Origin of the sequence: Halomonas sp. THAF12 (assembly GCF_009363675.1) — a bacterium.
GTDB classification, from domain to species: domain Bacteria; phylum Pseudomonadota; class Gammaproteobacteria; order Pseudomonadales; family Halomonadaceae; genus Halomonas; species Halomonas smyrnensis.
Genome location: NZ_CP045399.1, coordinates 3,288,270 through 3,312,202, shown reverse-complemented (window position 1 = coordinate 3,312,202; position 23,933 = coordinate 3,288,270). Strand labels below are relative to the sequence as shown.

Genomic DNA, 23,933 nt, shown 5'->3' with positions numbered 1-23,933 from the left:
ATCATGAGACCCATCTCCCGTGTTGTCGCCGGCGGCATGCTCGCCGCCCTGTCACTCCCCGCCCTGGCCCAGGATCCGGCCATCGAGCGGCTGACCGAGCGGCTCGCCGTCGATGGCCAGCAGATGCCGGTGGAGCGCATCGAGGAAACGCCGCTGGAAGGCTTCTACGCGGTGCGCCTGGAGACCGGCGAGCGCTTCTACACCGACGCCGAGGGCGACTACTTCCTGGTCGGCGACCTCTACGAGAACGCCGAGGGCGGGCTGGTGAACCTCTCCGAGCAGTCGCGCAACGCCGAGCGGGCCGCGCGGGTGGCGGCGATCCCCGACGACGAGCGGGTCGTGTTCCGCGGCACCGACGCGCCGAAGGCACGGGTCACGGTGTTCACCGACACCACCTGCCCCTACTGCCGTCGCCTGCACGAGGAGGTGCCGCGCCTCAACGAGATGGGCATCGAGGTCGATTACCTGGCCTTCCCGCGTGGCGGCATGAGCTCGCCGGGCGCCCGCGAGCTGCAGCGGGTATGGTGCGCGGACAATCCCAGCGAGGCGATGTCGGCGGCCAAGCGCGAAGAGGCGCTCGAGGGCAACGCAAGCTGCGACAATCCGGTCGAGGAACAGTATCATCTGGGCATGCAGCTGGGCGTGCAGGGCACCCCGGCCATCGTGCTGCCCGACGGGCGCCTGGTGCCCGGCTACGTGCCGGCCGAACGCCTGGCGACCATGCTGGGCCTGAACGAGCAATAGGCGCCACCGAGCGCGCACCGGCCCTTGAGGCCGACCAACGCTGAGACACTAGCAGTAACGAGGGGAAAGACATTGAAACCGGTGAGAGTGGGAATCTGTGGCCTGGGCACCGTCGGTGGCGGGACCTTCAACGTACTGACGCGCAACGCCGACGAGATCGCTCGTCGGGCGGGGCGCCCGATCGTCATCGAGCAGGTGGCCTACCGCACGCCCAATCCCGAGTGTGACGTCACCGGCATCAAGAGCACCCAGGACATCTTCGAGGTCGCGGCCAACCCCGACATCGACGTCGTCGTCGAGCTGATCGGCGGCTACGACGTGGCCCGCGAGCTGGTGCTGACCGCCATCGACAACGGCAAGCACGTGGTCACCGCCAACAAGGCGCTGATCGCGGTGCACGGCAACGAGATCTTCCAGGCCGCCCACGAGAAGGGCGTGATCGTGGCCTTCGAGGCCGCGGTGGCGGGCGGCATCCCGGTGATCAAGTCGCTGCGCGAGGGCCTCGGCGCCAACCGCATCGAGTGGCTGGCCGGCATCATCAACGGCACCGGCAACTTCATCCTCACCCACATGCGCGACGAAGGCCGCGCCTTCGAGGACGTGCTGGCCGAGGCCCAGGCGCTGGGCTACGCCGAGGCCGACCCGACCTTCGACGTCGAAGGCATCGACGCCGCCCACAAGCTGACCATCCTGGCCTCCATCGCCTACGGCGTGCCGCTGCAGTTCGAGAAGGCCTACACCGAGGGCATCTCCCGGGTCACCGCCGAGGACGTCGAGCAGGCCGACAACCTGGGCTACATCATCAAGCACCTGGGCATCTCCAAGCGCACCGACGAGGGGCTGGAGCTGCGCGTGCACCCGACCCTGATTCCCAAGGAGCGGCTGCTGGCCAACGTGCACGGCGTCAAGAATGCCATCGCCGTGATGGGCGACGCCGTGGGCCCGACCCTCTACTACGGCGCCGGCGCCGGCGCCGAGCCGACCGCCTCCGCGGTGGTCGCCGACGTGCTCGACGTGGCCCGCGACATCGCCACCGATCACCACTACCGCGTGCCCTACCTGGCCTTCAGCGGCATCGGCGAGAACGCCGACCAGCCGCCGATCCTGGCCATGGAAGAGATCAGCACCGCCTACTACCTGCGCCTGCTGGCGGTCGACCGCCCCGGCGTGCTGGCCCGCGTCGCCACCATCCTCTCCGAGGAAGGCATCTCCATCGAGGCGCTGATCCAGAAGGAGGCGACCGAGGGCGAGCTGGTGCCGATCATCCTGATGACCCACCGCACCCGCGAGAAGCATATGAACGAGGCGATCCGCAAGATCGAGGCCATGGCCGACATCGCCGGTTCCGTCACTCGCATTCGCGTCGAGTCGCTGGAAGAGAACTAATCATATCGGCCGCGCGGCTATCGCTGGCAACGCGGGACGCCGGGGATAGGCCGTAGAGGAGGTCCTGCGCCAGGGATGGCGTCGGTAGCGCCCAGGGATGGGGGCTCAGCGCCTCCTCGAAGGCTTGTCGCCGGGTCGGTCCCGAGCGAGCAAAGGAATCGAACAATGCGCTATATCAGTACTCGCGGGCAGGCGCCCGCGCTCTCCTTCGAGGAGGTCGTGCTCACCGGCATGGCCAGCGACGGCGGCCTCTACGTGCCCGAGACCGTCCCCCGGCTGAGCCACGAGCAGCTGGCCGACATGGCCGGCTGCTCCTACGCCGAGATCGCCTTCCGGGTGATGCAGCCCTACGTGGGCGGCGAGATCGACGACGACACCTTCCGCGAGATCGTCCGCGACGCCTACGCCACCTTCAGCCACGACGCCGTGGTGCCGCTGAACCAGCTCGACGCCAACCACTTCCTGCTCGAGCTTTTCCACGGCCCGACGCTGGCGTTCAAGGACGTGGCCCTGCAGCTGCTCGGCCGGCTGCTCGACCACTTCCTCGACAAGCGCGGCGAGCGCGCGGTGATCATGGGCGCCACCTCCGGCGACACCGGTTCGGCCGCCATCGAGGGCTGCCGCCACTGCGACAACCTGGACATCTTCATCCTGCACCCGCACCAGCGGGTGTCCGAGGTCCAGCGTCGCCAGATGACCACCGTGCTGGCGGACAACGTCTTCAACGTCGCCATCGAGGGCAACTTCGACGACGCCCAGGCCATGGTCAAGGCCAGCTTCGCCAACCAGGACTTCCTGAACGGCACCCGGCTGGTGGCGGTGAACTCGATCAACTGGGCGCGCATCATGGCCCAGATCGTCTACTACGTGGCCTCCGCCGTGGCGCTGGGCGCGCCGCACCGCAAGGTGAGCTTCTGCGTGCCGTCGGCCAACTTCGGCAACGTCTTCGCCGGCTACATGGCCTACCGCATGGGCCTGCCGGTCGAGCGCTTCGTGATCGCCACCAACGCCAACGACATCCTGCACCGCACCCTGGCCGACAACGACTTCTCCAAGAAGGAGCTGGTCGCGACCCTGGCGCCGTCCATGGACATCGTGGTGTCGTCCAACTTCGAGCGCCTGCTGTTCGAGGCCTACCAGCGCGACGGCGCCGCCGTGGACGCGCTACTCGAGCGCTTCCAGGACGAGCCCTCGGCGCTGGCCGATGCGCCGCTGGCGCGGCTGCGCGAGATGTTCGCCAGCCACAGCATCGACGATGCCACCATCCTGGAGGTGATCCGCGAGGCGCATCACCGCACCCAGGAGATCCTCGACCCGCACACCGCCACCGGCTATCGCGCCGCCGAGCGCGAGCGCGGCGACGAGAGCGTGCCGATGATCACCCTGGCCACCGCGCACCCGGCCAAGTTCGCCGAGGCGGTGGTCAAGGCCGGCTTCCCGGGCGTGCCGCTGCCGCCGCACATGGACGACCTGCTGGAGCGCGAGGAGCGCTACAGCGTGCTGCCGGCCGAGCTCGCCGAGGTGCAGAAGTTCGTGGCCGACAACCGGCGCTGAGTCGGTCCTGGCTCGCAGGCCGCTCCGGGGGCGCCCGTCCCCGGCGGCTTCCCGGTATCGCCGTTGCACCCATGACGCCCGGTTCGCCGGGCGTCTTGCCGTCATCTCCAGGAGTTTCCGTGGACGCTATCCCGACGCCCGACCCCGACGCTTCGCTGACGCCCCGCATCCTGCCGCGTCCCCGTGACGAGGCCCTGGAGGCCCGCGCCCTGGCGGAGGGGCTGACGCCGCTGCAGGCCCGCGTGCTGGCCGGGCGCCTGCCCGGCCATGCCGGCGAGCTCGCGCCGCTGGTGTCGCCGAGCCTGCGCCACCTGGCGCATCCCGAGCGCCTCAAGGACGCGCGCCCGGCGGCCGAGCGCATCGCCCAGGCGGTGGTCGAGGGCGAGCACATCGGCATCCTCACCGACTACGACGTCGACGGCATCACCTCCCACGTGGTGATCCGCCGGACCCTGAACGAGCTGTTCGGCGTGCCGGAAGACCGGCTGCACAGCCTGATCGGCCATCGCATCCATGATGGCTACGGCATCAGCCTGCCGCTGGTGGAGCGCACCCTGAAGCTCTCGCCGCGGCCTAGCCTGGTGATCACCGCCGACTGCGGCAGCTCCGACGAGCCGCGCATCGCCCGGCTCAAGGCCGCCGGCATCGACGTGGTCGTCAGCGACCACCACGCGCTGCCGGTGGAGGGCCCGCCGGCCTCGGCCTTCGCCACCGTCAACCCGACCCGCGACGACTGCGACTACCCGGACCCGACCATCGCCGGCTGCATGGTCGCCTGGCTGACCATGTCGCTGGCCCGGTCGGTGCTGATCGAGTGGGGCGTGCTGGCGGCCGCCACGCCCAAGCTCTCGCCCTGGCTGTCCTACGTGGCGCTGGGCACCGTGGCCGACTGCGTGTCGCTCGGCGGCAGCGCGGCCAACCGCGCCGTGGTCACCCAGGGCCTGGCGCTGATCAATCGCATGGAGGCGGCCTGCTGGCGGACCATGGCCGAGCGGCTGGGCGCCGACAGCGTGCCCTTCGACGCCGAGACGCTGGCCTTCCAGATGGGCCCGCGGATCAACGCCCGCTCGCGGCTCGACGACCCCTACGCCGCGCTGCATTTCATGCTGGCGGCGGACGACGCGACGGCGGCGCGGCATCTGGAGACGCTCGATCAGGATAACCAGTCGCGCAAGGCCATCGAGGCGGACATGGCCGAGCAGGCGCGGGCGCTGGCCCGGCCGCAGCTGGCCGCGGGCGCGCCGGCGCTGGTGGTCTATCTCGAGGACGGCCATCCCGGCGTGCAGGGCATCGTCGCGTCACGGCTGGTGCAGGCCTTCGGCCGCCCGACCCTGGTGCTGACCCCGGCCGCCCAGGCCGGCATGCTGACCGGTTCGGGGCGCTCCATCGAGGCGCTGCACCTGCGCGACGCCCTGCAGCGCACCTTCGAGCTCGCCCCCGAGGCGCTGCCGCGCTTCGGCGGCCACCGCGGCGCCGCCGGCGTCGGCGTGCCGGTGGAATCCCTCGAGGCCTTCCGCACCGCCTTCCTGCAGGCGGTCGGCGAGCAGCTCGGCGACACCGAGCTGTTTCCCAGGGTCTTCACCGACGGCGAACTGGCACCGGCCCAGCTGAGCCTCGCTACCCTCGACGAGCTGGAGGCGCTCGGCCCCTACGGCCGCGAGTTCGACCCGCCGCTGTTCGAGGGCGAGTTCCTGGTCGAGTCGCTGCGCCCGGTGGGCGCCGAGGGCAATCACCTGATGATGGAGCTCTCGGCCGGCCCGGTGTCGACCAAGGCGATCTGGTTCCGGGCGCTGACCCCGGGCGAGGTGCCGGCCTTCGGCGTCGGCGACCGGCTGCACTGCGCCTACAAGCTCAACCGCAACCGCTGGCGCGGTCGCGAATCGCTGCAGCTGATGGTCGAGCACGCCGCGCCGGTGCGTTAAGTGGTCAATAGGTCGGCCACACCCCAAGGGTCGCCAGCTCCAGCAGATGCCCGTCGGGGGCGCGGCCGAATAAAGGGCACGCTCTCCCGAGAGTGGGCTCAGTAGGTCGGCCATACCCCCGGGGTCGCCAGCTCCAGCAGGTGGCCGTCGGGGTCGCGGAAATACACGCTCTCGCCGCCCCGCGGCCAGTGGGTGCGGCCCTCGATCTCGATGCCGTGCTCGCCCAGTCGGGCCTCCCAGTCGGCCAGCGCCGGCGCGGCGATGGCGAAGGCCATGTGCACCCGGCCGGCGCCGTCGTGGGGCGGGATAGTGCCCATCTCGCCGGGCAGCACCACCGTCTCGGCGGTCTCGCCGTCGAGGAACAGCAGCAGCACCGTGCCGGCGCCGGCGTCATAGGCGGTGAAGCGATGGTCGGCGGTGAAGGGGCTGAGCCCCATCACCGTCTCGAAGAAGCGTCTGGCCCGGGGCATGTCCGTCACGTAGAGGGCCGTTTCCAGCACGCCGTCGAGCTCGGGCATCGGGCGTCCTCCCAGGTGGCTATCTGTCTTCAGCGTAGCCCCGGCGGCCCCGGGCGTCGGTCAACGCTGGCCCCAGAACCACCAGGCGATCAGGGCGATCAGCGCCAGGCCGGCGAGATTGACGATCCAGCTCATGCGGATGCCTCCTGTTGGCCGGAAGATGAGGCCTCGTCGGGCGCGTCGGCCCCCTGAGGGCGGAAGGCGCGCAGGCGGCTGGCGTTGCCGACCACGGTGATCGACGAGGCCGACATGGCGGCGCCGGCGATCACCGGCGACAGCAGGCTGCCCGTCAGCGGATAGAGCGCGCCGGCGGCAATGGGGATGCCGAGCACGTTGTAGCCGAAGGCGCCCACCAGGTTCTGCTTGATGTTGGCAAGCGTCGCGCGGCTGATGGCGATGGCGTCGGCTACGCCGTGCAGCGAGTCGCGCATCAGGGTGATGCCGGCGCTCTCGATGGCCACGTCGGTGCCCTGGCCGATGGCGAAGCCGACGTCGGCGCGGGCCAGGGCCGGGGCGTCGTTGATGCCGTCGCCGACCATGCCCACGACTTCGCCGTCGGCCTGACGCCGCTCGATCTCGGCGTGCTTGTCCTCGGGCAGCAGCCCGGCGCGGACCTCGTCGATGCCGACCTCGTCGGCGATGGCGCGGGCGGTGTGTTCGTTGTCGCCGGTCAGCATCACCAGGGTCAGCCCTTCGCCGCGCAGGCGGGCGACGGCGGCCCTGGCATCGGCGCGCAGCGGGTCGCTGACGCCGAACAGGGCGACGAGCTCGCCGTCGACCGCCAGCTGGACCACGGTGCGCGCCTGGCCCTCGAGCGCGGCGACGCGCGCCTGGCCCGCGCCGAGATCGACGCCGGCCTCCTCGAGCAGCCGGGCGTTGCCGAGCAGCAGCGTCCGGCCGTCGGGCGTGCGGGCGCGCACGCCGCCGCCGGTCACGCTGGTGAAGTCCTGGATCTCGGCCGCCTCGGCGTTCTGTGCTTCGGCGTGGGCGAGCAGGGCCGCGGCCAGCGGGTGCTCGGAGCCGCGCTCCAGCGCCGCCACCCAGCCGAGCGCCGCCTGCTCGTCACCGTTGAGAATCTCGACTTCGGTCAGCCGGGGCTTGCCCTCGGTGAGGGTGCCGGTCTTGTCCACCACCAGGGTGGTGAGATGGCTGGCGGTCTGCAGCGCCTCGCCGCTTCTCACCAGCACGCCGTGCTCGGCGGCCTTGCCGACGCCGATCATGGTGGAGATCGGCGTGGCCAGGCCCAGCGCGCAGGGGCAGGCGATGATCAGCACCGTGCTGGCGGTGACCAGCATGTGCAGCACCCGCGGCTCGGCGCCGACGTTGTACCAGACCAGCGCGGTGAGCACGGCGATGATCATCACCGAGGGCACGAAGATGCCGGAGATGGTGTCGGCGAGCCGGCCGATGGGCGGCCGGGAGGCCTGGGCGCGGGCCACCTGCTCGGTGATGCGGCCGAGGCGGGTGTCGGCGCCCACGCGGGTGGCGCGATAGACCAGCCCCCCCTGGCCGTTGACGGTGCCGGCGCTGACCTCGTCGCCGGCCGCCTTGGCCACCGGGGCGGGCTCGCCGGTGAGCATCGACTCGTCGAGATGGCTCTCGCCCTCGAGCACCTCGCCGTCCACCGGCAGGCGCTCGCCGGGGCGCACGCGCAGCCGGTCGCCCTCGCGCACCTCGTCGATCTCGACCTCCTGCTCCCGGCCGTCGCGGATCACCCGGGCGGTGCGGCTCTGCAGGTCGAGCAGGCGGCGCAGGGCGTCACTGGTGCGGCCCTTGGCCTTCAGCTCCAGGGCGTTGCCCAGCAGCACCAGGCCGATCACCATCGCCGAGGCCTCGAAGTAGAGGCCGCGGGCCATCTCGGGCAGGGCCTCGGCGAAGGCCACCACCGCCATGGAGTAGAGCCAGGCGGTGCCGGTGCCCATGGCGATCAGGGTGTCCATGTTGGCCTGGTGATGGCGCAGGTTCTTCCAGGCGTTGCGGAAGAAGTGGCGGCCGGGGCCGGCCATCACCGCCAGGGTCAAGAGACCCACCACCAGCCAGAACCCGCGGCCGGCGCCGAGCGGCTGGGGGTGATAGACGAACATGCCGACCATCAGCGGCACGGCCAGCGCCAGCGACAGGGCGCTGCCGCGCAGCCGGCGGCGATACTCCTCGGCGTCGCGCTCGGCGCGGACCTTCTCGGCCTGGCGCAGGTCGAGGATCGGCTCGGCGCCGTAGCCGACCGCGTCCACGGCGTCGATCAGTGCCTGGGTGTCGGCGCGGCCGCGCACCTGGGCGGTGTGGTTGCCGAGGTTGACCGTGGCCGCTTCGACCCCCGGGGTGCGCTCCAGCGCCTGCTGCACGCTCTTCACGCAGCCGGCGCAGGTCATGCCGGTGATCGACAGGCGCTGGGTGGCGCCGTCGCTGGCGGATTCCGCTGTCGGCGCCGGCTCGGGCTCGGCGTCGTTCTTGGCGTCGGCGGCCGGCTCGATGGGCGACGTCTCGGTGGACGTCTCGGGCGGATAGCCGGCGTCGGCCAGCACCCGGTCCAGCTCGGCGTCGTCCAGCGAGGTGGTGACGTCCAGCCGATGCTTGGCCGGCGTGCCGCTGACCTCGGCCTCGGCGTCCTGGGCCTCGATGGCCTCGCGCATGCGCCTCACGCAGCCCTGGCAGCTCATGCCGGGCACGGTGCGCTCGCGGCGTGTCGGGGTGCTCATGATGAGGTCTCCTTGGGCTCGGCTGCCCTGGCGTCGGGCGCCAGCGGCTCGGGGAAGCTCTCGATCAGGCGGCACAGGCTGTGGCCGTCCGGGGTGCCGTCGGGCAGGTCCTCCCAGGCGGCCAGCGCCTCCTCCATGCGTCCGGCAAGCGCCTCGAGCTCGCGGATGCGGTGGCGGATCTCCGGCAGGCGTCGCGCCAGCAGGTCGCGCACCAGCGGGCAGGGCGAGTCGCCGTGATCGGACTGTTCGAGGATCTCGCGAATCTCGGCGACGCCGAAGCCCAGGGTGCGGGCGCGCTGGATGAAGCGCAGCCGGCGCAGGTCGGCGTCGTCGAACAGCTGGTAGCCGTTGGCCGGGTTGCGCTCGGGGCGCAGCAGCCCCTCGCGGGTGTAGTGGCGCACGGTCTCGGCGGTGACGCCGGCCTGGCGGGCGAGTTCGCTGACCTTCATGGCTCGCGTCTCCTGATGAGGGAATACCCAGAGTGTAAAACCCTTGGGTGACACAAGGGTCAAGATGGCGGCGCAGGGATCGGCGGGGGAGGGGCGGGAGGAGAGTGCAAGTTATTGTTGCGCTTCATGTTCAAACACTCGTGCCACTAAAGTATTAGTGAAAACTGGATTTAAACGGGCGTTTGTCCTTGATCCTTGCGATGAGTTCTGACGACACTGTCGGTCAGTCGCTGCATCACCATAACAACAGCAATGCCAAGGAGCCGCGCCATGCCCCTGCCCTTCACGTCTCGCAAGCTCGCCGTCGCCGTCGCCCTGGCCTCCGCGGCGCTCGTGTCCGCCCAGGCCGCCGCCACCGGCTTCCAGGTGCGCGAGCAGAGCGCCAAGAGCCTCGCCAACGCCTTCTCCAACGCCGCCGCCGGCGCCGAGGACGTCAGCTTCATGGCCCATAACCCGGCCGCCATCGGCAACATCGACGGCAATCAGGTCGCCGGCGGGGTCGCCTATATCGATGCCACCTTCGAGCTGCACGACGCCGAGGCTTCGAATGTGGCCGGCATTCCTTACACGGCCGGCGCCTCCGGCGAGGGGGGCGAGTCCGCCTGGGTGCCGAGCTTCGCCGCCAAGACGCAGTTGAACGATCAGTGGGACCTGGGCCTGGCGATCTACTCGCCCTATGGGCTTGCCACCAAGTACGACGAGGACTGGATCGGTCGCTACCACGCCGTGGAAACCGAGCTGAAGACGATCGACTTCCAGCCGACCCTCAACTACCGCGCCACCGAGCGGCTCAACCTGGCCGTGGGGCTGCGCGCTCAGTATGCGGACGCGACGTTGTCCAATGCCATCGACTTCGGCTCGGCGGCGGCTCTCCAGGGTAGCCCGCTGGCCACGCCGGGGCAGAACGACGTCATCGGCGAGCTGACCGGGGACGATTGGGGCTACGGCTATACCCTCGGCGCCCTGTTCCAGGCGACGGAGCGCACCCGCTTCGGTGTGAGCTATCGCTCGGAGATCGATCTGACGCTGGAGGGGGATCTCGACGTTTCAGGCACCGACCCGGTCTCCGACGGCGCCATCGCCGCCGGCCAGGTCTCTGACATGGGAGGCAAGGCCGATCTGACCACCCCGGCCAACCTGAATCTGGGCGTCTATCACCAGCTGACCGATCGCCTGGCGCTGATGGCCAACGCCGAGTGGACCGAGTGGAGCAGCTTCGACGAGCTGGTGGTCGAGTTCGAGGACGGTACCAACAGCACCACCACCGAGAACTGGGACGACACCTGGGCCTTCTCGGTGGGTGCGAACTACGCGCTGACGCATCAGTGGACGCTGCGGGCCGGCCTGGGCATCGACGAGACGCCGGTGCCGAGCGCCGAGTTCCGCACCCCCCGGGTGCCGGACGCCGATCGCCGCTGGGCCTCCCTCGGCGCCACCTACCAGCCGACCGAGAACCTGGGCATCACCGCGGGCTATCTGCGCATCTTCGGCGACGACGTCGACATGGATCAGGACGCCACCCCGACCAACGAGAACGCCAGCCGCGGCAACCTGTCCGGCGAGTACGAGGTGGAGGCCGACGTCTTCGCCCTGTCGGTGGACTATCGCTTCTAGCCGCCTGGCGTGATCCGCTTCGCCCCAGAGCCCCGGCCATCGGCCGGGGCTTTGTCATGGCCGCGTCGTTGACGTCAGGCGGCCTCGCCGTCGAGGAAGGCCGCGCGCATCAGCTCGCGGGTATAGGCCTCGCGCGGGGCCTGGAACAGGGTCTCGGTATCGCCCTGTTCGATCACGGCGCCGTCCTTCATCACCACGACGCTGTCGGCCAGGGCGCGGACCACGGCCAGGTCGTGGCTGATGAACAGGTAGGTGAGGCCGTGCCGGGCCTGCAGGTCACGCAGCAGCGCGATCACCGTGGCCTGCACCGAGCGGTCCAGCGCCGAGGTGGGCTCGTCGAGCAGCAGGAACTCGGGCTTGAGGACCAGGGCGCGGGCGATGGCGATGCGCTGTCGCTGCCCGCCGGAGAACTCGTGGGGGTAGCGGCGGCGCATGGCGGGATCCAGCGCCACGTCGCGCAGCGCCTCCTGCACCCGGGCGTCGCGCTCCCGTCGGCCGAGTGTCGGGGCATGCACGCGCAGCCCCTCGCCGATGATCTCGCCCACGGTCATGCGCGGCGACAGCGAGCCGAAGGGATCCTGGAAGACCACCTGCATGCGCGAGCGCAATGGCCGCATGGCGGTGCTGTCCAGGCCGGCCAGCGCCGTGTCGTCGAAGCGGATGTCGCCTTGGCTCTCGAGCAGGCGCAGCAGGGCGCGCCCCAGCGTCGACTTGCCGGAACCGGACTCGCCGACGATGCCCACCGTCTGGCCGCGCCGGATCGAGAGGTCGATGCCGCGCACGGCCTCGAAGACCTCCATCGGGCGGAAGAGACGCTTGCCGAGCGGGAAGCGCACGCGAAGATCGCGGGCCTCCAGCAGCAGCGGCGCGTCCTCGGCCACCGGCGCCTTGCGCCCGCGGGGCTCGGCGTCGATCAGCATCCGCGTGTAGTCGTGCCGGGGGGCGGCGAACAGCGACGCGGTCTCGCCGCTCTCCACCAGCTCGCCCTGGCGCATCACGCAGACCCGATCGGCGAAGTGGCGCACGATGCCGAGGTCGTGGGTGATGAAGAGTATCGCCATGCCGTAGCGCTGTTTCAGGTCCTCGAGCAGGGTCAGGATCTGGGCCTGGACGGTGACGTCCAGGGCGGTGGTCGGCTCGTCGGCGATCAACAGCTTCGGCTCGCAGGCCAGCGCCATGGCGATCATCACCCGCTGGCGCTGGCCGCCGGAGAGCTCGTGGGGATAGCTGTCGATGCGTCGCGCCGGCTCGGGGATGCCGACCTGTTCGAGCAGTTCCAGGGCGCGCGCGCGGGCGGCTTGGCCACGCAGCGAGGTGTGCTTGGCCAGCACCTCGACGATCTGCCGACCCACTCGATGCAGCGGATTCAGCGAGGTCATGGGCTCCTGGAAGATCATCGAGATCTCGTTGCCGCGGAGGCGGCGCAGGCGCCCGGGCGCAACCGTCAGCAGGTCCTCGTCGCCCTCGCCGCCGTGCCAGCGAATGGCGCCGGAGGGGCGGGCCAGGTCCGGGAGCAGGCCCATGGCCGCGGTGGAGGAGACCGACTTGCCCGAGCCGGACTCGCCGACCAGCGCCAGGGTCTCGCCCTCGTGCACGGTGAAGCTGATATCCCGGACGGCGGTGACGGTGCCGCCCGGGAGGCTGAAGTCGACCCGCAGGCGATCGAATTCGAGCAGTGGCTGTTGCATGTTCCTCTCCTGATGGGATTCCGGGGCGCTGTCATCAGCGGGTTTTCGGGTCCAGGGCGTCCCTCAGGCCATCGCCGAGGAAGTTCAGGCACAGCAGGGTCAGGGCGAGGAAGACCGAGGGCACCAGCAGCATCCATGGCGCGGTCTCCATCATGTCCTTGCCCTCGCTGATCAGCACGCCCCAGCTGGTCAGCGGTTCCTGGACGCCGAGCCCCAGGAAGGACAGGAAGCTCTCCAGCAGGATGACCTTGGGCACGGTGAGGGTGACGTAGACGATCACCGGACCGATGGCGTTGGGAATCAGGTGGCGGGTGACGATCTTGTGGCCGCGCACGCCCAGGGCGTGGGCCGCCTCCACGAACTCGCGACGCTTGAGCGCCAGCACCTGGCCGCGCACGATGCGCGACATGTCCAGCCACTCGACGGCGCCGATGGCGGCATAGATCAGCAGGATGTTGCGGCCGAACACCACCATCAGCAGGATCACCAGGAACATGAACGGCAGCGAGTACATGATGTCGACGAAGCGCATCATCAGGTTGTCGACGCGCCCGCCCAAAAAGCCGGCAACGGCGCCGTAGAGCACGCCGATCAGCAGCGAGACGAGGGTGGCCACCAGCGCCACGGACAGCGACACCCGGCCGCCGTGGAGCACGCGGGTCAGCAGGTCGCGACCGTTGGCGTCGGTGCCGGCATAGTGGCCGTCGGCCAGGCTCGGGGCCGTGAGGAAGGCGTTCCAGTCCACCTCGTCGAGGCCCCAGGGCGTCAACCAGGGGCCGATCACGCAGGCCAGGGTGGTCAGGGCCAGCAGCACCAGGCTGAGGGTGGCGGCCTGGTTCTGCCTGAGGCGGCGCCAGGCCTCGCGGGCCAGGCTGTCGCCGGCGAGATCGGGGGTCGAGACAGCGGTATCAGTCGTCATGGCGAATCTGCGGGTCCAGGGCCGAGTAGGTCAGGTCGACGAGCAGGTTGAGCAGCACGATCAGGGCGCCGTAGAACACCACCGTGCCCATCACCAGGGTGTAGTCGCGGTTGAGGGCGGCCTGGACGAAGTAGCGTCCGATGCCGGGAATGCCGAAGATCTGCTCGATCACCACCGAGCCGGTGATGATCCCGGCGACGGCCGGGCCCAGATAGGAGACCACCGGCAGCATCGCCGGGCGCAGGGCGTGGCGCCAGATCACCTCGGCCTCCGTCAGGCCCTTGGCGCGGGCGGTGCGGATGAAGTGGCTGCCGAGGACCTCGATCATGCTGGCGCGCATCATGCGCGCGATGTAGGCGATCTGCTGGATCGACAGCGCCACCACCGGCAGCACCAGGTTCTGCCACTGGCCGTCGTTCCAGCCGCCCACCGGCAGCCAGGCCAGGAAGACGCCGAACACCAGCGCCAGCAGCGGCGCGATGACGAAGTTGGGGATCGCCACCCCGGCCAGCGCCGCGCCCATCACCAGGTAGTCGACGGTGGAGTTGCGCTTCAGCGCGGCGATCACGCCCAGCGGCAGGCCGATCAACAGCGCCAGGCCGATGGCCCACAGCCCCAGCTCCAGACTCACCGGGAAGCCCTGAGCGACCAGCTCGGTGACGCTGAAGTCCTTGTACTTGAACGAGGGGCCGAGATCGCCCTGCAGCAGGTTGCCCATGTAGATCAGGTATTGTTTCCACACCGGCTCGTCCAGATGATAGGTGGCCAGCAGATTGGCCTCGATCTCCGGCGGCAGTTGGCGCTCGCCGTCGAAGGGGCCGCCCGGCGCCAGGTGCATCAGGAAGAACGACAGGGTGATGACGATCCACAGCGTCGGTATCGCCTGCAGCAGGCGCTTGAGGATGTAGCCAGGCATGAGAGTCCCCGCGACCCCGGGGTGTCCCGGGGCCGTTGCCGGTTGGAGGAAGATGGGTTCAGTCGTCGAAGCCGATCCAGCGCGAGCGGTGGATATCCTCGATGTTGGGTTCCCAGCCGGTCAGCGTCGGGCTGACCAGGTTGCGCGAGACATAGTCGTAGATCGGCAGGACGGCGTGGTCATCCAGGGCCAGCCGTTCCGCCTCGGCCATCAGCTCGGCGCGAGCGTCCAGATCCTGGGTCCCGGCGGCCCGGTCCATCAGCTCATCGAAGGCCGGGTTGGCGTAGGCGCCGTAGTTGTTGGCGACGCCGCCCTCCAGCAGGCTGAGGAAGTTCTGGGCGTCGTTGTAGTCACCGATCCAGCCGGCCCGGGCCACGTCGAAGTCGCCCTGGCGGATGTCGGCGTAGTGCACGGCGACCTCCGAGTTGTAGAGCTCCACCTCGACGCCCAGCGGCTTCCACATCGCGGCCACGGCGATCGCCACCTTGCGATGGTCCTCGCTGGTGTTGTAGCGCAGCTGGAGTTCGAGGGGGTTGTCCGGGCCGTAGCCGGCCTCCTGCATCAGCTGCCGGGCCCGCTCGAGGCGCGCCTCCTGGTCGAGGTCGGCGAAATCGAGTTCCGCCCCGTCGTAGTGGGCCACGTCCGGCGGCACGAAGTGGTAGGCCGGCTCTTCCCCGGTGCCGAGGATGCGGCCGGTGATCACCTCGCGGCGCACCGCCAGGCTGAGCGCCTCGCGCACCCGCGGGTCGCTGGTGGCATGGCCGTCCCGCGTGTTGAAGGCGTAATAGTAGATGCCGAGATAGGGCGCGACCCGCACGGCTTCCGGCAGGTTGTCCTGGAGCCAGTCGTACTGCTGGGTGGGAAACTCCCGGGCGATGTCGATCTCGCCGGCGCGGAAGCGGTTCAGGGCGGTGTTGCGCTCCTCGATGGGGAAGTACACCACCTCGTCGAGGGCGACGTCTTCGGCGTCATGGAAGTGTGGGTTGCGCACGGCCTCGATGCGGGTCTGGGACTGCCAGTCTTCCAGCATGAAGGCGCCGTTGGAGACCATGTGCTCGGGCCTGGACCAGTCGTCGCCGTACTGCTCCACCACGTGCTTCGGCACCGGGTAGGCGGTGTAGTGGGCCAGCTGGTCGAGGAAGTAGGGCGTGGAGCGCTCCAGGGTGATGCGCAGGGTCCGCTCGTCCAGGGCCTCGATGCCCAGGGTGTCGGAGTCGGCCTCGCCGGCGTAGACCGCCTCGGCGTTCTTCACCGGGTAGAGCAGGTAGGCATAGCTGGCGGCGGTGGCCGGGTCGAGAATGCGGCGAAAGGCGAAGACGAAGTCATCGGCGGTGACCGGGGTGCCGTCGGACCATTCGGCATCGTCGCGCAGCGAGAAGGTGTACACCGTGCCGTCCTCGGAGACTTCCCAGGATTCGGCCACGCCGGGGATGCGATCGCCGTCCGCGGCCTCGGTCACCAGCCCCTCGAAGAGGTCGCCGACCACATCGTTCTCCCAGGTGCCGCTGATCTTGTGCGGGTCGAGGGAGGCGGGTTCGCCCATGATGGCCAGGCGCAGGGTGTCGGCCTGCAGGGGCGAGGCGGCCAGGCCGGTGGCGAGCAACAGGCTGCCGACGGCAAGACGGGGCTTGCTCATGAATCACTCCTTGAGGCTTGTGCTTGTTGTAGTGTTCGGCCGCGAAGCAGCCATGACTTACCCTCCCTCGTGACCCTGGTCGGGGTCCATTTGAAATTGCGCATGAGTTCATCCACGAATTCGATACCCCGGCTGCGCTGGCCCCTGCGGGATGGCCGCTGGCGGTGCATTTCGCTACAATGCCCGTCTTTTCTCCGCCGTCGGCGCCCGGCGCCGGCGCGCGCCTCATCTCCCTTGGATTCAGGCGAACCCCATGCTGGAAACCAATCCGATCAACCACCTCATCAAGGACCTGTCTGAGCGGACAGACGTCCTGAGGGGGTATCTTTGACTATGCCGAAAAGAAGGATCGGCTAGAGGAAGTCACCCGCGAGCTCGAGGACCCCGACGTCTGGAGCGACCCGGACCACGCCCAGAAGCTGGGCAAGGAGCGGGCGACCCTCGAGGCCATCGTCGCCACCATCGACGAGCTGGATCAGGGGCTGGCGGATAGCCAGGACCTGCTGGAACTGGCCGAGATGGAGGAGGACGAGGGCACCGTCGAGGAGGTTCAGCGCGAGCTGGAGAACCTCCAGGCCAGCCTCGAGAAGCTCGAGTTCCGGCGCATGTTCTCCGGCGAGATGGACGAGAACAACGCCTATCTCGACATCCAGGCCGGCTCCGGCGGCACCGAGGCCCAGGACTGGGCCAACATCCTGCTGCGCATGTACCTGCGCTGGGCCGAGCATCACGGCTTCAAGGCCGAGATCACCGAGCTCTCCGCCGGCGAGGTGGCGGGCATCAAGTCGGCCTCCGTGCATGTCCAGGGCGAGTACGCCTTCGGCTGGCTGCGCACCGAGACCGGCGTGCACCGCCTGGTGCGCAAGAGTCCGTTCGACTCCGGCGGCCGTCGCCACACGTCCTTCGCCTCGGTGTTCCTGTCGCCGGAGGTGGACGACAGCTTCGAGATCGAGATCAATCCCTCGGACCTGCGGACCGATACCTATCGCTCCAGCGGCGCCGGTGGTCAGCACGTCAACACCACCGACTCGGCGGTGCGTATCACCCACGAGCCGACCGGCATCGTGGTGGCCTGCCAGAGCCAGCGCAGCCAGCACGCCAACCGCGACTTCGCCATGAAACAGCTCAAGGCGAAGCTGTGGGAACACGAGATGGAGAAGCGCAACGCGGCCAAGCAGGCCGCCGAGGACTCCAAGGCCGACATCGGCTGGGGCAGCCAGATCCGCTCCTACGTGCTGGACGACCAGCGCATCAAGGATCTGCGCACCGGCGTGCAGTCCAGCAACTGCGACAAGGTGCTGGACGGCGATCTCGACCAGTTCATCGAGGCGAGCCTCAAACAAGGCCTATAGCCTGCTGCGCTCGCCGATACGGCGTTGCCCCTCGGCCAGAGATGCTCATTGACGACTCGTCAACTCCGCGCTCTGTCCGAGGGGCGCCTTGTCTCGGCGTCGCTCGCGCGGCTCTAGGTGAGATGTCTCTGTATTCGACACCATGATTTCAACAGGTAGCGACATGGCTAACCAGGACACTTCCCAGGACGAGAACCACCTGATCGCGGAGCGCCGCGGCAAGCTGGCCGAGCGCCGCGAGCGCGCCGCCACCGACGGCGGCAGTGCCTTCCCCAACGACTTCCGCCGCGACAGCACCGCCGCCGAACTGGCCGCCGAGCTGGGCGACAAGGACAAGCCCGAGCTCGAGGCGCTGGCGCGTCCCGCGGCCGTGGCCGGGCGCATCATGCGCAAGCGCGGGCCGTTCATCGTCATCCAGGACGCCAGCGGCCAGATCCAGCTCTACGTCGACAAGAAGGGCCTGCCGGCGGACGTGCTCGAGGACATCAAGGGCTGGGACATCGGCGACATCGTGGCCGGCCGCGGCCCGGTGCACAAGTCGGGCAAGGGCGACCTCTACGTGATGATGGAAGAGGCGCGCCTGCTGACCAAGAGCCTGCGCCCGCTGCCGGACAAGTTCCACGGCCTGACCGACATGGAAGCCCGCTATCGCCAGCGCTACGTGGACCTGATCATGAACCCGGATTCCCGCGAGGTCTTCCAGACCCGCGCCGGCGTGATCAGCGCCATGCGCCGCTTCTTCGAGGATCACGGCTTCATGGAAGTCGAGACCCCGATGCTGCAGCCGATCCCCGGCGGCGCCACGGCCCGGCCCTTCATCACCCACCACAACGCGCTGGACATCGACATGTACCTGCGCATCGCGCCGGAGCTGTACCTCAAGCGCCTGGTGGTGGGCGGCTTCGAGCGGGTGTTCGAGATCAACCGCAACTTCCGCAACGAGGGGCTGTCGACCCGGCACAACCCCGAGTTCACCATGGTCGAGTTCTACCAGGCCTACGCCGACTACCAGGACCTGATGGATCTGACCGAGGCCATGCTGCGCGAGGTCACCCAGCGGGTGCTGGGGACCACCGTGGTCACCAACACCGTGCGCGACGCCGAGGGCGAGGTGCTGGAGAGCTACGAGTACGACTTCGGCCAGCCGCTGCGCCGGCTGAGCGTGTTCGACGCCATCCTCGAGTACAACCCGGACATCCACGCCGAGTCGCTGGCCGACGAGAGCGCCGCGCGTCAGATCGCCGAGCGCCTGGACATCGACGTCAAGGACGGCTGGGGCCTGGGCAAGGTGCAGATCGAGATCTTCGAGAAGACCGTCGAGCATCGCCTGCAGCAGCCGACCTTCATCACCGACTACCCGACCGAGGTCAGCCCGCTGGCGCGCCGCAAGGACAGCGATCCGTTCGTCACCGAGCGCTTCGAGTTCTTCGTCGGCGGCCGCGAGATCGCCAACGGCTTCTCGGAGCTCAACGACGCCGAGGACCAGGCCGAGCGCTTCGCCGCCCAGGTGGCCGAGAAGGAGGCCGGCGACGACGAGGCCATGTACTACGACGCCGACTACGTGCGCGCGCTGGAGTACGGCCTGCCGCCGACCGCCGGCCAGGGCATCGGCATCGACCGCCTGGTGATGCTGCTGACCGACAGCGCTTCCATCCGCGATGTGCTGCTGTTCCCGGCCATGCGCCCGCAGGTGGACTGAAACGGTTCGACGCTCCAAGGCTGGCACAGGGATAAGCGAACCTCCTTCTTCAGGGATGAAGAAGGGAGCGCCCAGGGAAGGGTTCATAGCGTGTTCGCGTTGCCCTGAGCCAGCCGACGTCGCCTACTCGGGTCTAGCTCGCTTCCTTCCGCGGGCTTCTTGGGTGATCGCTCAGCCCTACATTCGCCAGGTTGATCGGGAAGTGTTGGTAAGGAGCGTCCCTGGCACCCATAATGGCAGCGTTTCGACGTCGAGGAGACCGTGATGAAACTGCTCAACCGTTCCGCCCTGAGCGTCAGGCCGACCCAGCACTTCGTCGACTGGGTCAATGCCCTGGAGCCCACCATGGGTGACGACGACCTCTCGCTCGGCGACGTCGAAAGGGAAAGCACCGTCTATCTGATCCCGGAGATGGATTCTCCTGAGGCCCTCGAGGGCTTCGTCCGCGAGCGCTATCTCGAGATCCTCGAGACCGAGCTGCGCGCCTGGGAAGAAGACGAGCGCCAGTGGCCCGAGACCCTCGACTGGGCGCTGTTCCAGCGCTTCCTGCACTTCGAGTACAGCTACCTGGCCGTCGACCTCGATGACGAGACGGCCCTGGAAGTGGCCGAAGTGGACGATAATCTGCTGCTGGAAACGGATCAGGACTGATTCTGCTTCCATCCGGCAGGCAAACCTCGAGAAAACCGGCTTCGGCCGGTTTTCTTGTCAGCGACGATCCCACATGAGCCGACTCTTCTCGAACCGCCCCGGCGACGATGGCCTGCCGGGGTCCGAACGCCGTCTCGCGGTGCTGGCGCTGATCCTCGGCACCACCATGGCGGTGATGGACAACTCCATGGTCAACCTGGCGCTGCCGTCCATCGCCGCCGATCTCGAGGTGGCGTCGGCCGATGCGGTGTGGGTGACCAACCTCTTCCAGGTGACCTGCGCCGCCTTCCTGCTGGTCTTCGCCGCCGTGAGCGAACTGGTCGGCCGGCGCCGGGTCTACATGGGCGGGCTGGTGCTGTTCGCCCTGGCCGCGCTGGGCTGCGCGCTGTCGCGCAGCCTGGAGGCGCTGCTGGCGTTCCGCGCCCTGCAGGGCGTAGCGGCGGCGGCGACGCTGTCGATCGGGCCCTCGCTGTATCGCGCCATCTTCCCCTCGCGGCTGCTGGGCAGCGCCCTGGGGCTGAGCTCGCTGGTGGTGGGCATCGGCTACGCCGCCGGTCCCGCGCTGGGCGGTTCGATCCTCTCGGTGGCCAGCTGGCCGTGGCTGTTCGCGCTGCCGGCCATGGGCGCGGTCGCGCTGGCCTGGCGGGCGCTGCCCAGGGAGCCGGGCCGCCGCGGCGGCTTCGACGGCTGGGGCGCGCTGCTGGCCATGGCCACGCTGGGCGGCTTCTTCATGGCGCTGGACGGCAACGGCGCCGAGCTGCCCGGGCTCGAGACGCTGGGCTGGCTCGCCCTCAGCCTGGCCACCGGCGCCGCCTTCCTGGCCCGTCAGCGCCGCGCGCCCTATCCCCTGATGGCGCTGTCGATGTTCGAGGAGCGTCGCTTCACCCTGGCCGTCTCCTCCCAGGGGCTGGCCTTCGTCGGTCAGGGCCTGGCCTTCGTCGCGCTGTCCTTCCTCTATCAGCAGGGGATGGGCTTCTCGCCGCTGGAGACCGCCTGGCTGTTCACCCCCTGGCCGCTGACCATCATGGTGGCCGGGCCGCTCGCCGGTCGCCTGGCCGATCGTCTCAATCCCAGCCTGCTGAGTTCGGCCGGCCTGGTGCTGCTGATGGTCGGCCTCGGCAGCCTGGCGAGGCTCGAGGCCGATGCCGAGGTGATCGACTGCCTGTGGCGCACCGCGCTGTGCGGGCTCGGCTTCGGCTTCTTCCAGCCGCCCAACAATCGCGAGCTGATGGGCAGCGTGCCGGCCGAGAAGAGTGCCAATGCCTCCGGCGTGATGAGCACCACGCGCACCGTGGGGCAGTCGCTGGGCGTGGCGCTGGTCGGCGCCTGCCTGGCCGCCGGGGCCCCGGTGCAGGTGGCGCTGTGGGCCGGGGTGATCGCCACCGGGCTGTCGCTGATGGCCAGCCTCGGGCGCGTCTCGCTGGCCGGCGAGGCGCAGCGTGCCCGTCGTCGCGCCGCGGTCGAACGCGTACAATGACCCCGACACTCACCAGCGGAACGCCGAGATGAGCATCCAGTCGACCATCGAGCAAAAGCTCCAGGCCCTCGAGCCCACCTTCCTCAAGGTGGAGAACGAGAGCCACATGCATCACGTGCCGCCCAACTCCGAGACCCACTTCAAGGTGACCGTGGTGTCGCCGCGCTTCGCCGGCATCATGCCGGTCAAGCGTCACCAGCAGATCTACGCCCTGCTGACCGACGAGCTGGCCGGCCCCGTGCACGCCCTGGCGCTGCATCCCTACACCCCCGAGGAGTGGCAGGCCCGCGGTGAAGCGCGTCCGGACTCCCCGAACTGTCGGGGCGGCGGCAACTCGTGACCACCGAGCCCCAGCGGCTGCAGTATCTGGAGGCCATGGGCCTGACGGCCTGGACGGCGCGCTATCGGATGCCCAACGCCCGGCCGACCGAGGCCTGCGAGTGGGAGCTGCCCGTGCCGGACGACGGCGCTCGCCAGGCCCCCGGCGAGCGCCTTCATGCGCTGCTGGACGCGCCGGCCGAGCCGTCTGTCCCGGCGCCGGCCGCCCCCGCGTCGCCCGCGGCGGAGCCCCGCGAGCGTCCGCCGGCGGGCGAGCGCAAGGCGCGCGCGCTGCTCGGCGGCCTGGTGCCCGAGGCGGCCAGCGAAGAGGCCGCCCCGGACGCGGCGCCTGAGCCGGCCAGGAGCGTCGAGTCGGACGAGCCCCGGGAGGCGCTGCGCTTCGCCCTGCAGGTGGCCTGCCTGGACGGGCGCTGGCTGGTGGTGCAGCCCGGCGAGGCGGCGCCCTCGCCGCTGGCGCAGCGGCTGCTGGCCAACCTGCTGCGGGCCGCCGGCGTCACGCCGGAGCATCCGCCGGCCTTCGAGGCCTTCCACTGGCCCCAGATCGAGGGGCTGGACGTGCAGGCGCCGCTGGACGAGGCGCGCCAGGGGCTCGGCGCCTTCCTCGCCGGCCGCGCGCGTCGCGGCTGGGCCCCGGAGCGGCTGCTGGTGTTCGGCGACGAGGCCACCCTGACGCGGGTGCTGGCCATCGACGACGGGCGCTCGACGGCGCTGGACCTGCCGGCCTGGCAGGGGCCGGCGCTGGAGACCCTGGCGGGAAGCGCCGAGGCCAAGCGCGACCTCTGGCCGCGGCTGCTCGACTGGCGTCGTGAGTGGCATGGTGAGGCAAAGGGTGAGGCGAAAGGCGATGCCTGAGCCTCGCCTGCGGGAGCTCGGCGGCGCCGATCTGTCGGCGCTGGTCGCGCTGGAGACAGGCGGCCAGGCGCATCCCTGGTCGGCGACGCGGCTCGAGCAGGCGCTGGCGGCGGAGGAGTACGCGGTGCTGGGGCTGGAGGACGCGGCAGGGTTGGTCGGCCACGCGGTGGTGTCGCGTCAGCCCTTCGACGCCGAGCTCGAGAGCATTCTCATCGCACCGGAGCGGCGCGGCGAGGGGCTGGCGGGAAGGCTGCTGGCCGCGGTCGTCGAGCGCGCCCGCGAAGGGGGCGCCGAGCGGCTGCTGCTGGAGGTGCGGGCGGGGAATGCCCCGGCGATCGCGCTGTACAAGCGGGCGGGATTCGCGGAGGACGGGCGCCGGCGCGGCTACTATCCGCCGCTGGCCGGCACCGAACGCGAGGACGCGCTGCTGATGTCCCGCCCCCTGGCCTGACGCACGACGGGGCGGCCAGGGGCGGCGACGCTCGGCTCGTCAGCCGGCCTGCTGCTCGGCGGTGCTGCCGGTCTCGACATCGTCGAACTTGCCCAGCAGCGCGGACAGGCGGCGTTCCCACTCCTCGCGCTCCTGCTTGAGGCGGGCGTTTTCCTCGCGCAGCTCCTCGGCTTCCAGTTTCATCAATTCCAGTGCCTCGACGGCGCTGGCGACCTTCTGTTCGAGCTGGTTGAAGAGTTCGATGCTCATCCGTTTCTCCTGACGATGTCGGCGGGGCTGGGCCCGTGATTGGCGTCCTGCAGCGGCAGACTAACGCCGTGGACGGGGCTCAGCAAGCGTCTTCGTCGGGCAGCGCGTCGGCCGCGCCCGGGCGGTGATACAGCCGCCCGGTGCTGTCGCCGGCCCGCACCTCGCGATGCAGCCGCCAGCCGTCCGGCACCTCCGGCGCGAGCTCCGACTCCGTCTCCACGTAGATCCAGGCGTCCGCCGCCAGCCAGCCGGCCTCGAGGGCCCGGCAGCAGGGCGCGGCGAGGCCCTGGCGGAAGGGCGGATCGAGGAACACCAGCGAGAAGGGCGATGACGCCTCGGCGAGCCCCGCCTCGAGATAGCCGAGTGCGTCGGCGATGCTGACCTCGGCGGACGCGATGCCAAGCGTGGCCAGGTTGTCGGACAGCACCCGGGCGACCCGCGCGTCGCGCTCCACCAGCGTCGCCTCGGCGGCGCCGCGGGAGAGGGCCTCCAGGCCCAGCGCGCCGGTGCCGGCGAACAGGTCCAGCACCCGGGCGCCGGGCGTGGTCATGCCCAGCCAGTTGAACAGCGTCTCGCGGACGCGGTCCGGCGTGGGGCGCAGGCCCGGGCTGTCCAGCACCGGCAGCCGGCGGCGGCGATGCTCGCCGCCGATGATGCGCAGCTGCCCGGCGGGGCGGGAGGTCGCCTGCTTGCCGCGGCCGCGGGCAGGCGTCGAGGATCGGGAGGAGGGGCGTCGTCGGCTCATGGGCGCCGATTGTAGCGGGCGCCTTGTCCACAGTCATGGTGCGCGATGGTAGGATGTGGCGATTCGTTCACCCGCG

At 69.9% G+C, this 23,933-nt stretch carries 21 protein-coding genes; 12 read left to right on the top strand and 9 right to left on the bottom strand.

From position 1 onward, the window contains the following. Window positions 1-3: 3 nt before the first annotated feature. The 4 genes from FIU88_RS15305 to FIU88_RS15290 all read left to right on the top strand — a co-directional run bounded on the left by FIU88_RS15305 (window position 4) and on the right by FIU88_RS15290 (window position 5,606). Window positions 4-744: a DsbC family protein gene (locus FIU88_RS15305; RefSeq protein ID WP_026068598.1), complete on the top strand. Its 741-nt coding sequence runs from the start codon at window positions 4-6 to the stop codon at window positions 742-744. 72 nt (window positions 745-816) lie between these two features. Next, complete coding sequence (locus tag FIU88_RS15300; protein ID WP_026068599.1) at window positions 817-2,130, top strand: homoserine dehydrogenase; 1,314 nt, start codon at window positions 817-819, stop codon at window positions 2,128-2,130. A gap of 165 nt (window positions 2,131-2,295) precedes the next feature. Then, the gene (thrC, locus tag FIU88_RS15295) at window positions 2,296-3,684 is read left to right on the top strand and encodes a threonine synthase (protein ID WP_152479785.1); all 1,389 of its coding nucleotides are present in this window, start codon (window positions 2,296-2,298) and stop codon (window positions 3,682-3,684) included. Window positions 3,685-3,803: 119 nt separating this feature from the next. Beyond that, window positions 3,804-5,606, top strand: coding sequence for a DHH family phosphoesterase (locus tag FIU88_RS15290; protein ID WP_016856363.1), 1,803 nt, complete (start codon window positions 3,804-3,806; stop codon window positions 5,604-5,606). A 98-nt stretch (window positions 5,607-5,704) separates the two neighbouring features. On the opposite strand, the gene FIU88_RS15285 is transcribed toward FIU88_RS15290, so the two are convergent. The 3 genes from FIU88_RS15285 to FIU88_RS15275 all read right to left on the bottom strand — a co-directional run bounded on the left by FIU88_RS15285 (window position 5,705) and on the right by FIU88_RS15275 (window position 9,269). Then, entirely contained in the window at window positions 5,705-6,124 is a 420-nt protein-coding gene (locus tag FIU88_RS15285; RefSeq protein ID WP_016856364.1) for a VOC family protein, read from the bottom strand. 131 nt (window positions 6,125-6,255) lie between these two features. Next, a complete protein-coding gene (locus tag FIU88_RS15280; RefSeq protein ID WP_152479783.1) occupies window positions 6,256-8,820 on the bottom strand; it encodes a heavy metal translocating P-type ATPase in 2,565 nt (854 codons plus the stop codon). After that, on the bottom strand, window positions 8,817-9,269 hold the full coding sequence (locus tag FIU88_RS15275; protein WP_016856366.1) for a MerR family transcriptional regulator: 453 nt from the start codon (window positions 9,267-9,269) through the stop codon (window positions 8,817-8,819). Before FIU88_RS15275 ends, FIU88_RS15280 begins: the two co-directional genes overlap by 4 nt. A gap of 270 nt (window positions 9,270-9,539) precedes the next feature. On the opposite strand from FIU88_RS15275, the gene FIU88_RS15270 reads away from it, so the two are divergent. Next, window positions 9,540-10,883, top strand: coding sequence for an OmpP1/FadL family transporter (locus tag FIU88_RS15270; RefSeq protein WP_152479782.1), 1,344 nt, complete (start codon window positions 9,540-9,542; stop codon window positions 10,881-10,883). 74 nt (window positions 10,884-10,957) lie between these two features. Here the strand turns inward: FIU88_RS15270 and FIU88_RS15265 are convergent, their stop codons facing one another. The 4 genes from FIU88_RS15265 to FIU88_RS15250 are packed head-to-tail and all read right to left on the bottom strand — an operon-like array spanning window position 10,958 to window position 16,042. After that, the gene (locus FIU88_RS15265; RefSeq protein ID WP_152479781.1) at window positions 10,958-12,571 is read right to left on the bottom strand and encodes an ABC transporter ATP-binding protein; all 1,614 of its coding nucleotides are present in this window, start codon (window positions 12,569-12,571) and stop codon (window positions 10,958-10,960) included. A 34-nt stretch (window positions 12,572-12,605) separates the two neighbouring features. Next, window positions 12,606-13,490, bottom strand: a complete 885-nt coding sequence (locus tag FIU88_RS15260) for an ABC transporter permease (protein ID WP_016856369.1) — start codon at window positions 13,488-13,490, stop codon at window positions 12,606-12,608. Then, on the bottom strand, window positions 13,480-14,406 hold the full coding sequence (oppB, locus tag FIU88_RS15255; protein WP_016856370.1) for an oligopeptide ABC transporter permease OppB: 927 nt from the start codon (window positions 14,404-14,406) through the stop codon (window positions 13,480-13,482). The genes FIU88_RS15260 and oppB overlap by 11 nt, the downstream gene beginning before the upstream one ends. Window positions 14,407-14,464: 58 nt before the next feature. Beyond that, entirely contained in the window at window positions 14,465-16,042 is a 1,578-nt protein-coding gene (locus FIU88_RS15250) for a peptide ABC transporter substrate-binding protein (RefSeq protein ID WP_152479780.1), read from the bottom strand. Window positions 16,043-16,295: 253 nt separating this feature from the next. Here FIU88_RS15250 and prfB point away from each other — a divergent pair. From prfB to rimI, 7 genes are all read left to right on the top strand, one after another. Then, window positions 16,296-17,394 (top strand): peptide chain release factor 2 gene (gene prfB / locus FIU88_RS15245; protein ID WP_152479779.1). Its coding sequence is split into 2 segments (ribosomal slippage): window positions 16,296-16,370 and window positions 16,372-17,394, totalling 1,098 coding nucleotides; the frame shifts between segments, so codons are not numbered across the junction. 163 nt (window positions 17,395-17,557) lie between these two features. After that, complete coding sequence (gene lysS, locus FIU88_RS15240; RefSeq protein WP_152479778.1) at window positions 17,558-19,093, top strand: lysine--tRNA ligase; 1,536 nt, start codon at window positions 17,558-17,560, stop codon at window positions 19,091-19,093. Between the two features lie 264 nt (window positions 19,094-19,357). After that, window positions 19,358-19,744: a hypothetical protein gene (locus FIU88_RS15235; RefSeq protein ID WP_016856374.1), complete on the top strand. Its 387-nt coding sequence runs from the start codon at window positions 19,358-19,360 to the stop codon at window positions 19,742-19,744. A 73-nt stretch (window positions 19,745-19,817) separates the two neighbouring features. Continuing rightward, window positions 19,818-21,221, top strand: coding sequence for an MFS transporter (locus tag FIU88_RS15230; protein ID WP_152479777.1), 1,404 nt, complete (start codon window positions 19,818-19,820; stop codon window positions 21,219-21,221). A gap of 28 nt (window positions 21,222-21,249) precedes the next feature. Further along, window positions 21,250-21,561 (top strand): BolA family transcriptional regulator, encoded by a 312-nt coding sequence (locus tag FIU88_RS15225; RefSeq protein ID WP_152479776.1) that lies wholly within the window; start codon window positions 21,250-21,252, stop codon window positions 21,559-21,561. Further along, a complete protein-coding gene (locus FIU88_RS19550; RefSeq protein WP_152479775.1) occupies window positions 21,558-22,412 on the top strand; it encodes a hypothetical protein in 855 nt (284 codons plus the stop codon). The genes FIU88_RS15225 and FIU88_RS19550 overlap by 4 nt, the downstream gene beginning before the upstream one ends. Further along, a complete protein-coding gene (rimI, locus tag FIU88_RS15215; RefSeq protein WP_152479774.1) occupies window positions 22,405-22,863 on the top strand; it encodes a ribosomal protein S18-alanine N-acetyltransferase in 459 nt (152 codons plus the stop codon). Before FIU88_RS19550 ends, rimI begins: the two co-directional genes overlap by 8 nt. Before the next feature lie 39 nt (window positions 22,864-22,902). Here the strand turns inward: rimI and FIU88_RS15210 are convergent, their stop codons facing one another. Together FIU88_RS15210 and rsmD are read right to left on the bottom strand one after the other, a co-directional pair. After that, window positions 22,903-23,112 carry a cell division protein ZapB gene (locus FIU88_RS15210; protein ID WP_152479773.1) on the bottom strand — a complete coding sequence of 70 codons (210 nt, stop codon included), beginning with the start codon at window positions 23,110-23,112 and terminating at the stop codon, window positions 22,903-22,905. A 79-nt stretch (window positions 23,113-23,191) separates the two neighbouring features. Next, complete coding sequence (rsmD, locus tag FIU88_RS15205; protein ID WP_152479772.1) at window positions 23,192-23,857, bottom strand: 16S rRNA (guanine(966)-N(2))-methyltransferase RsmD; 666 nt, start codon at window positions 23,855-23,857, stop codon at window positions 23,192-23,194. Window positions 23,858-23,933: the final 76 nt, after the last annotated feature.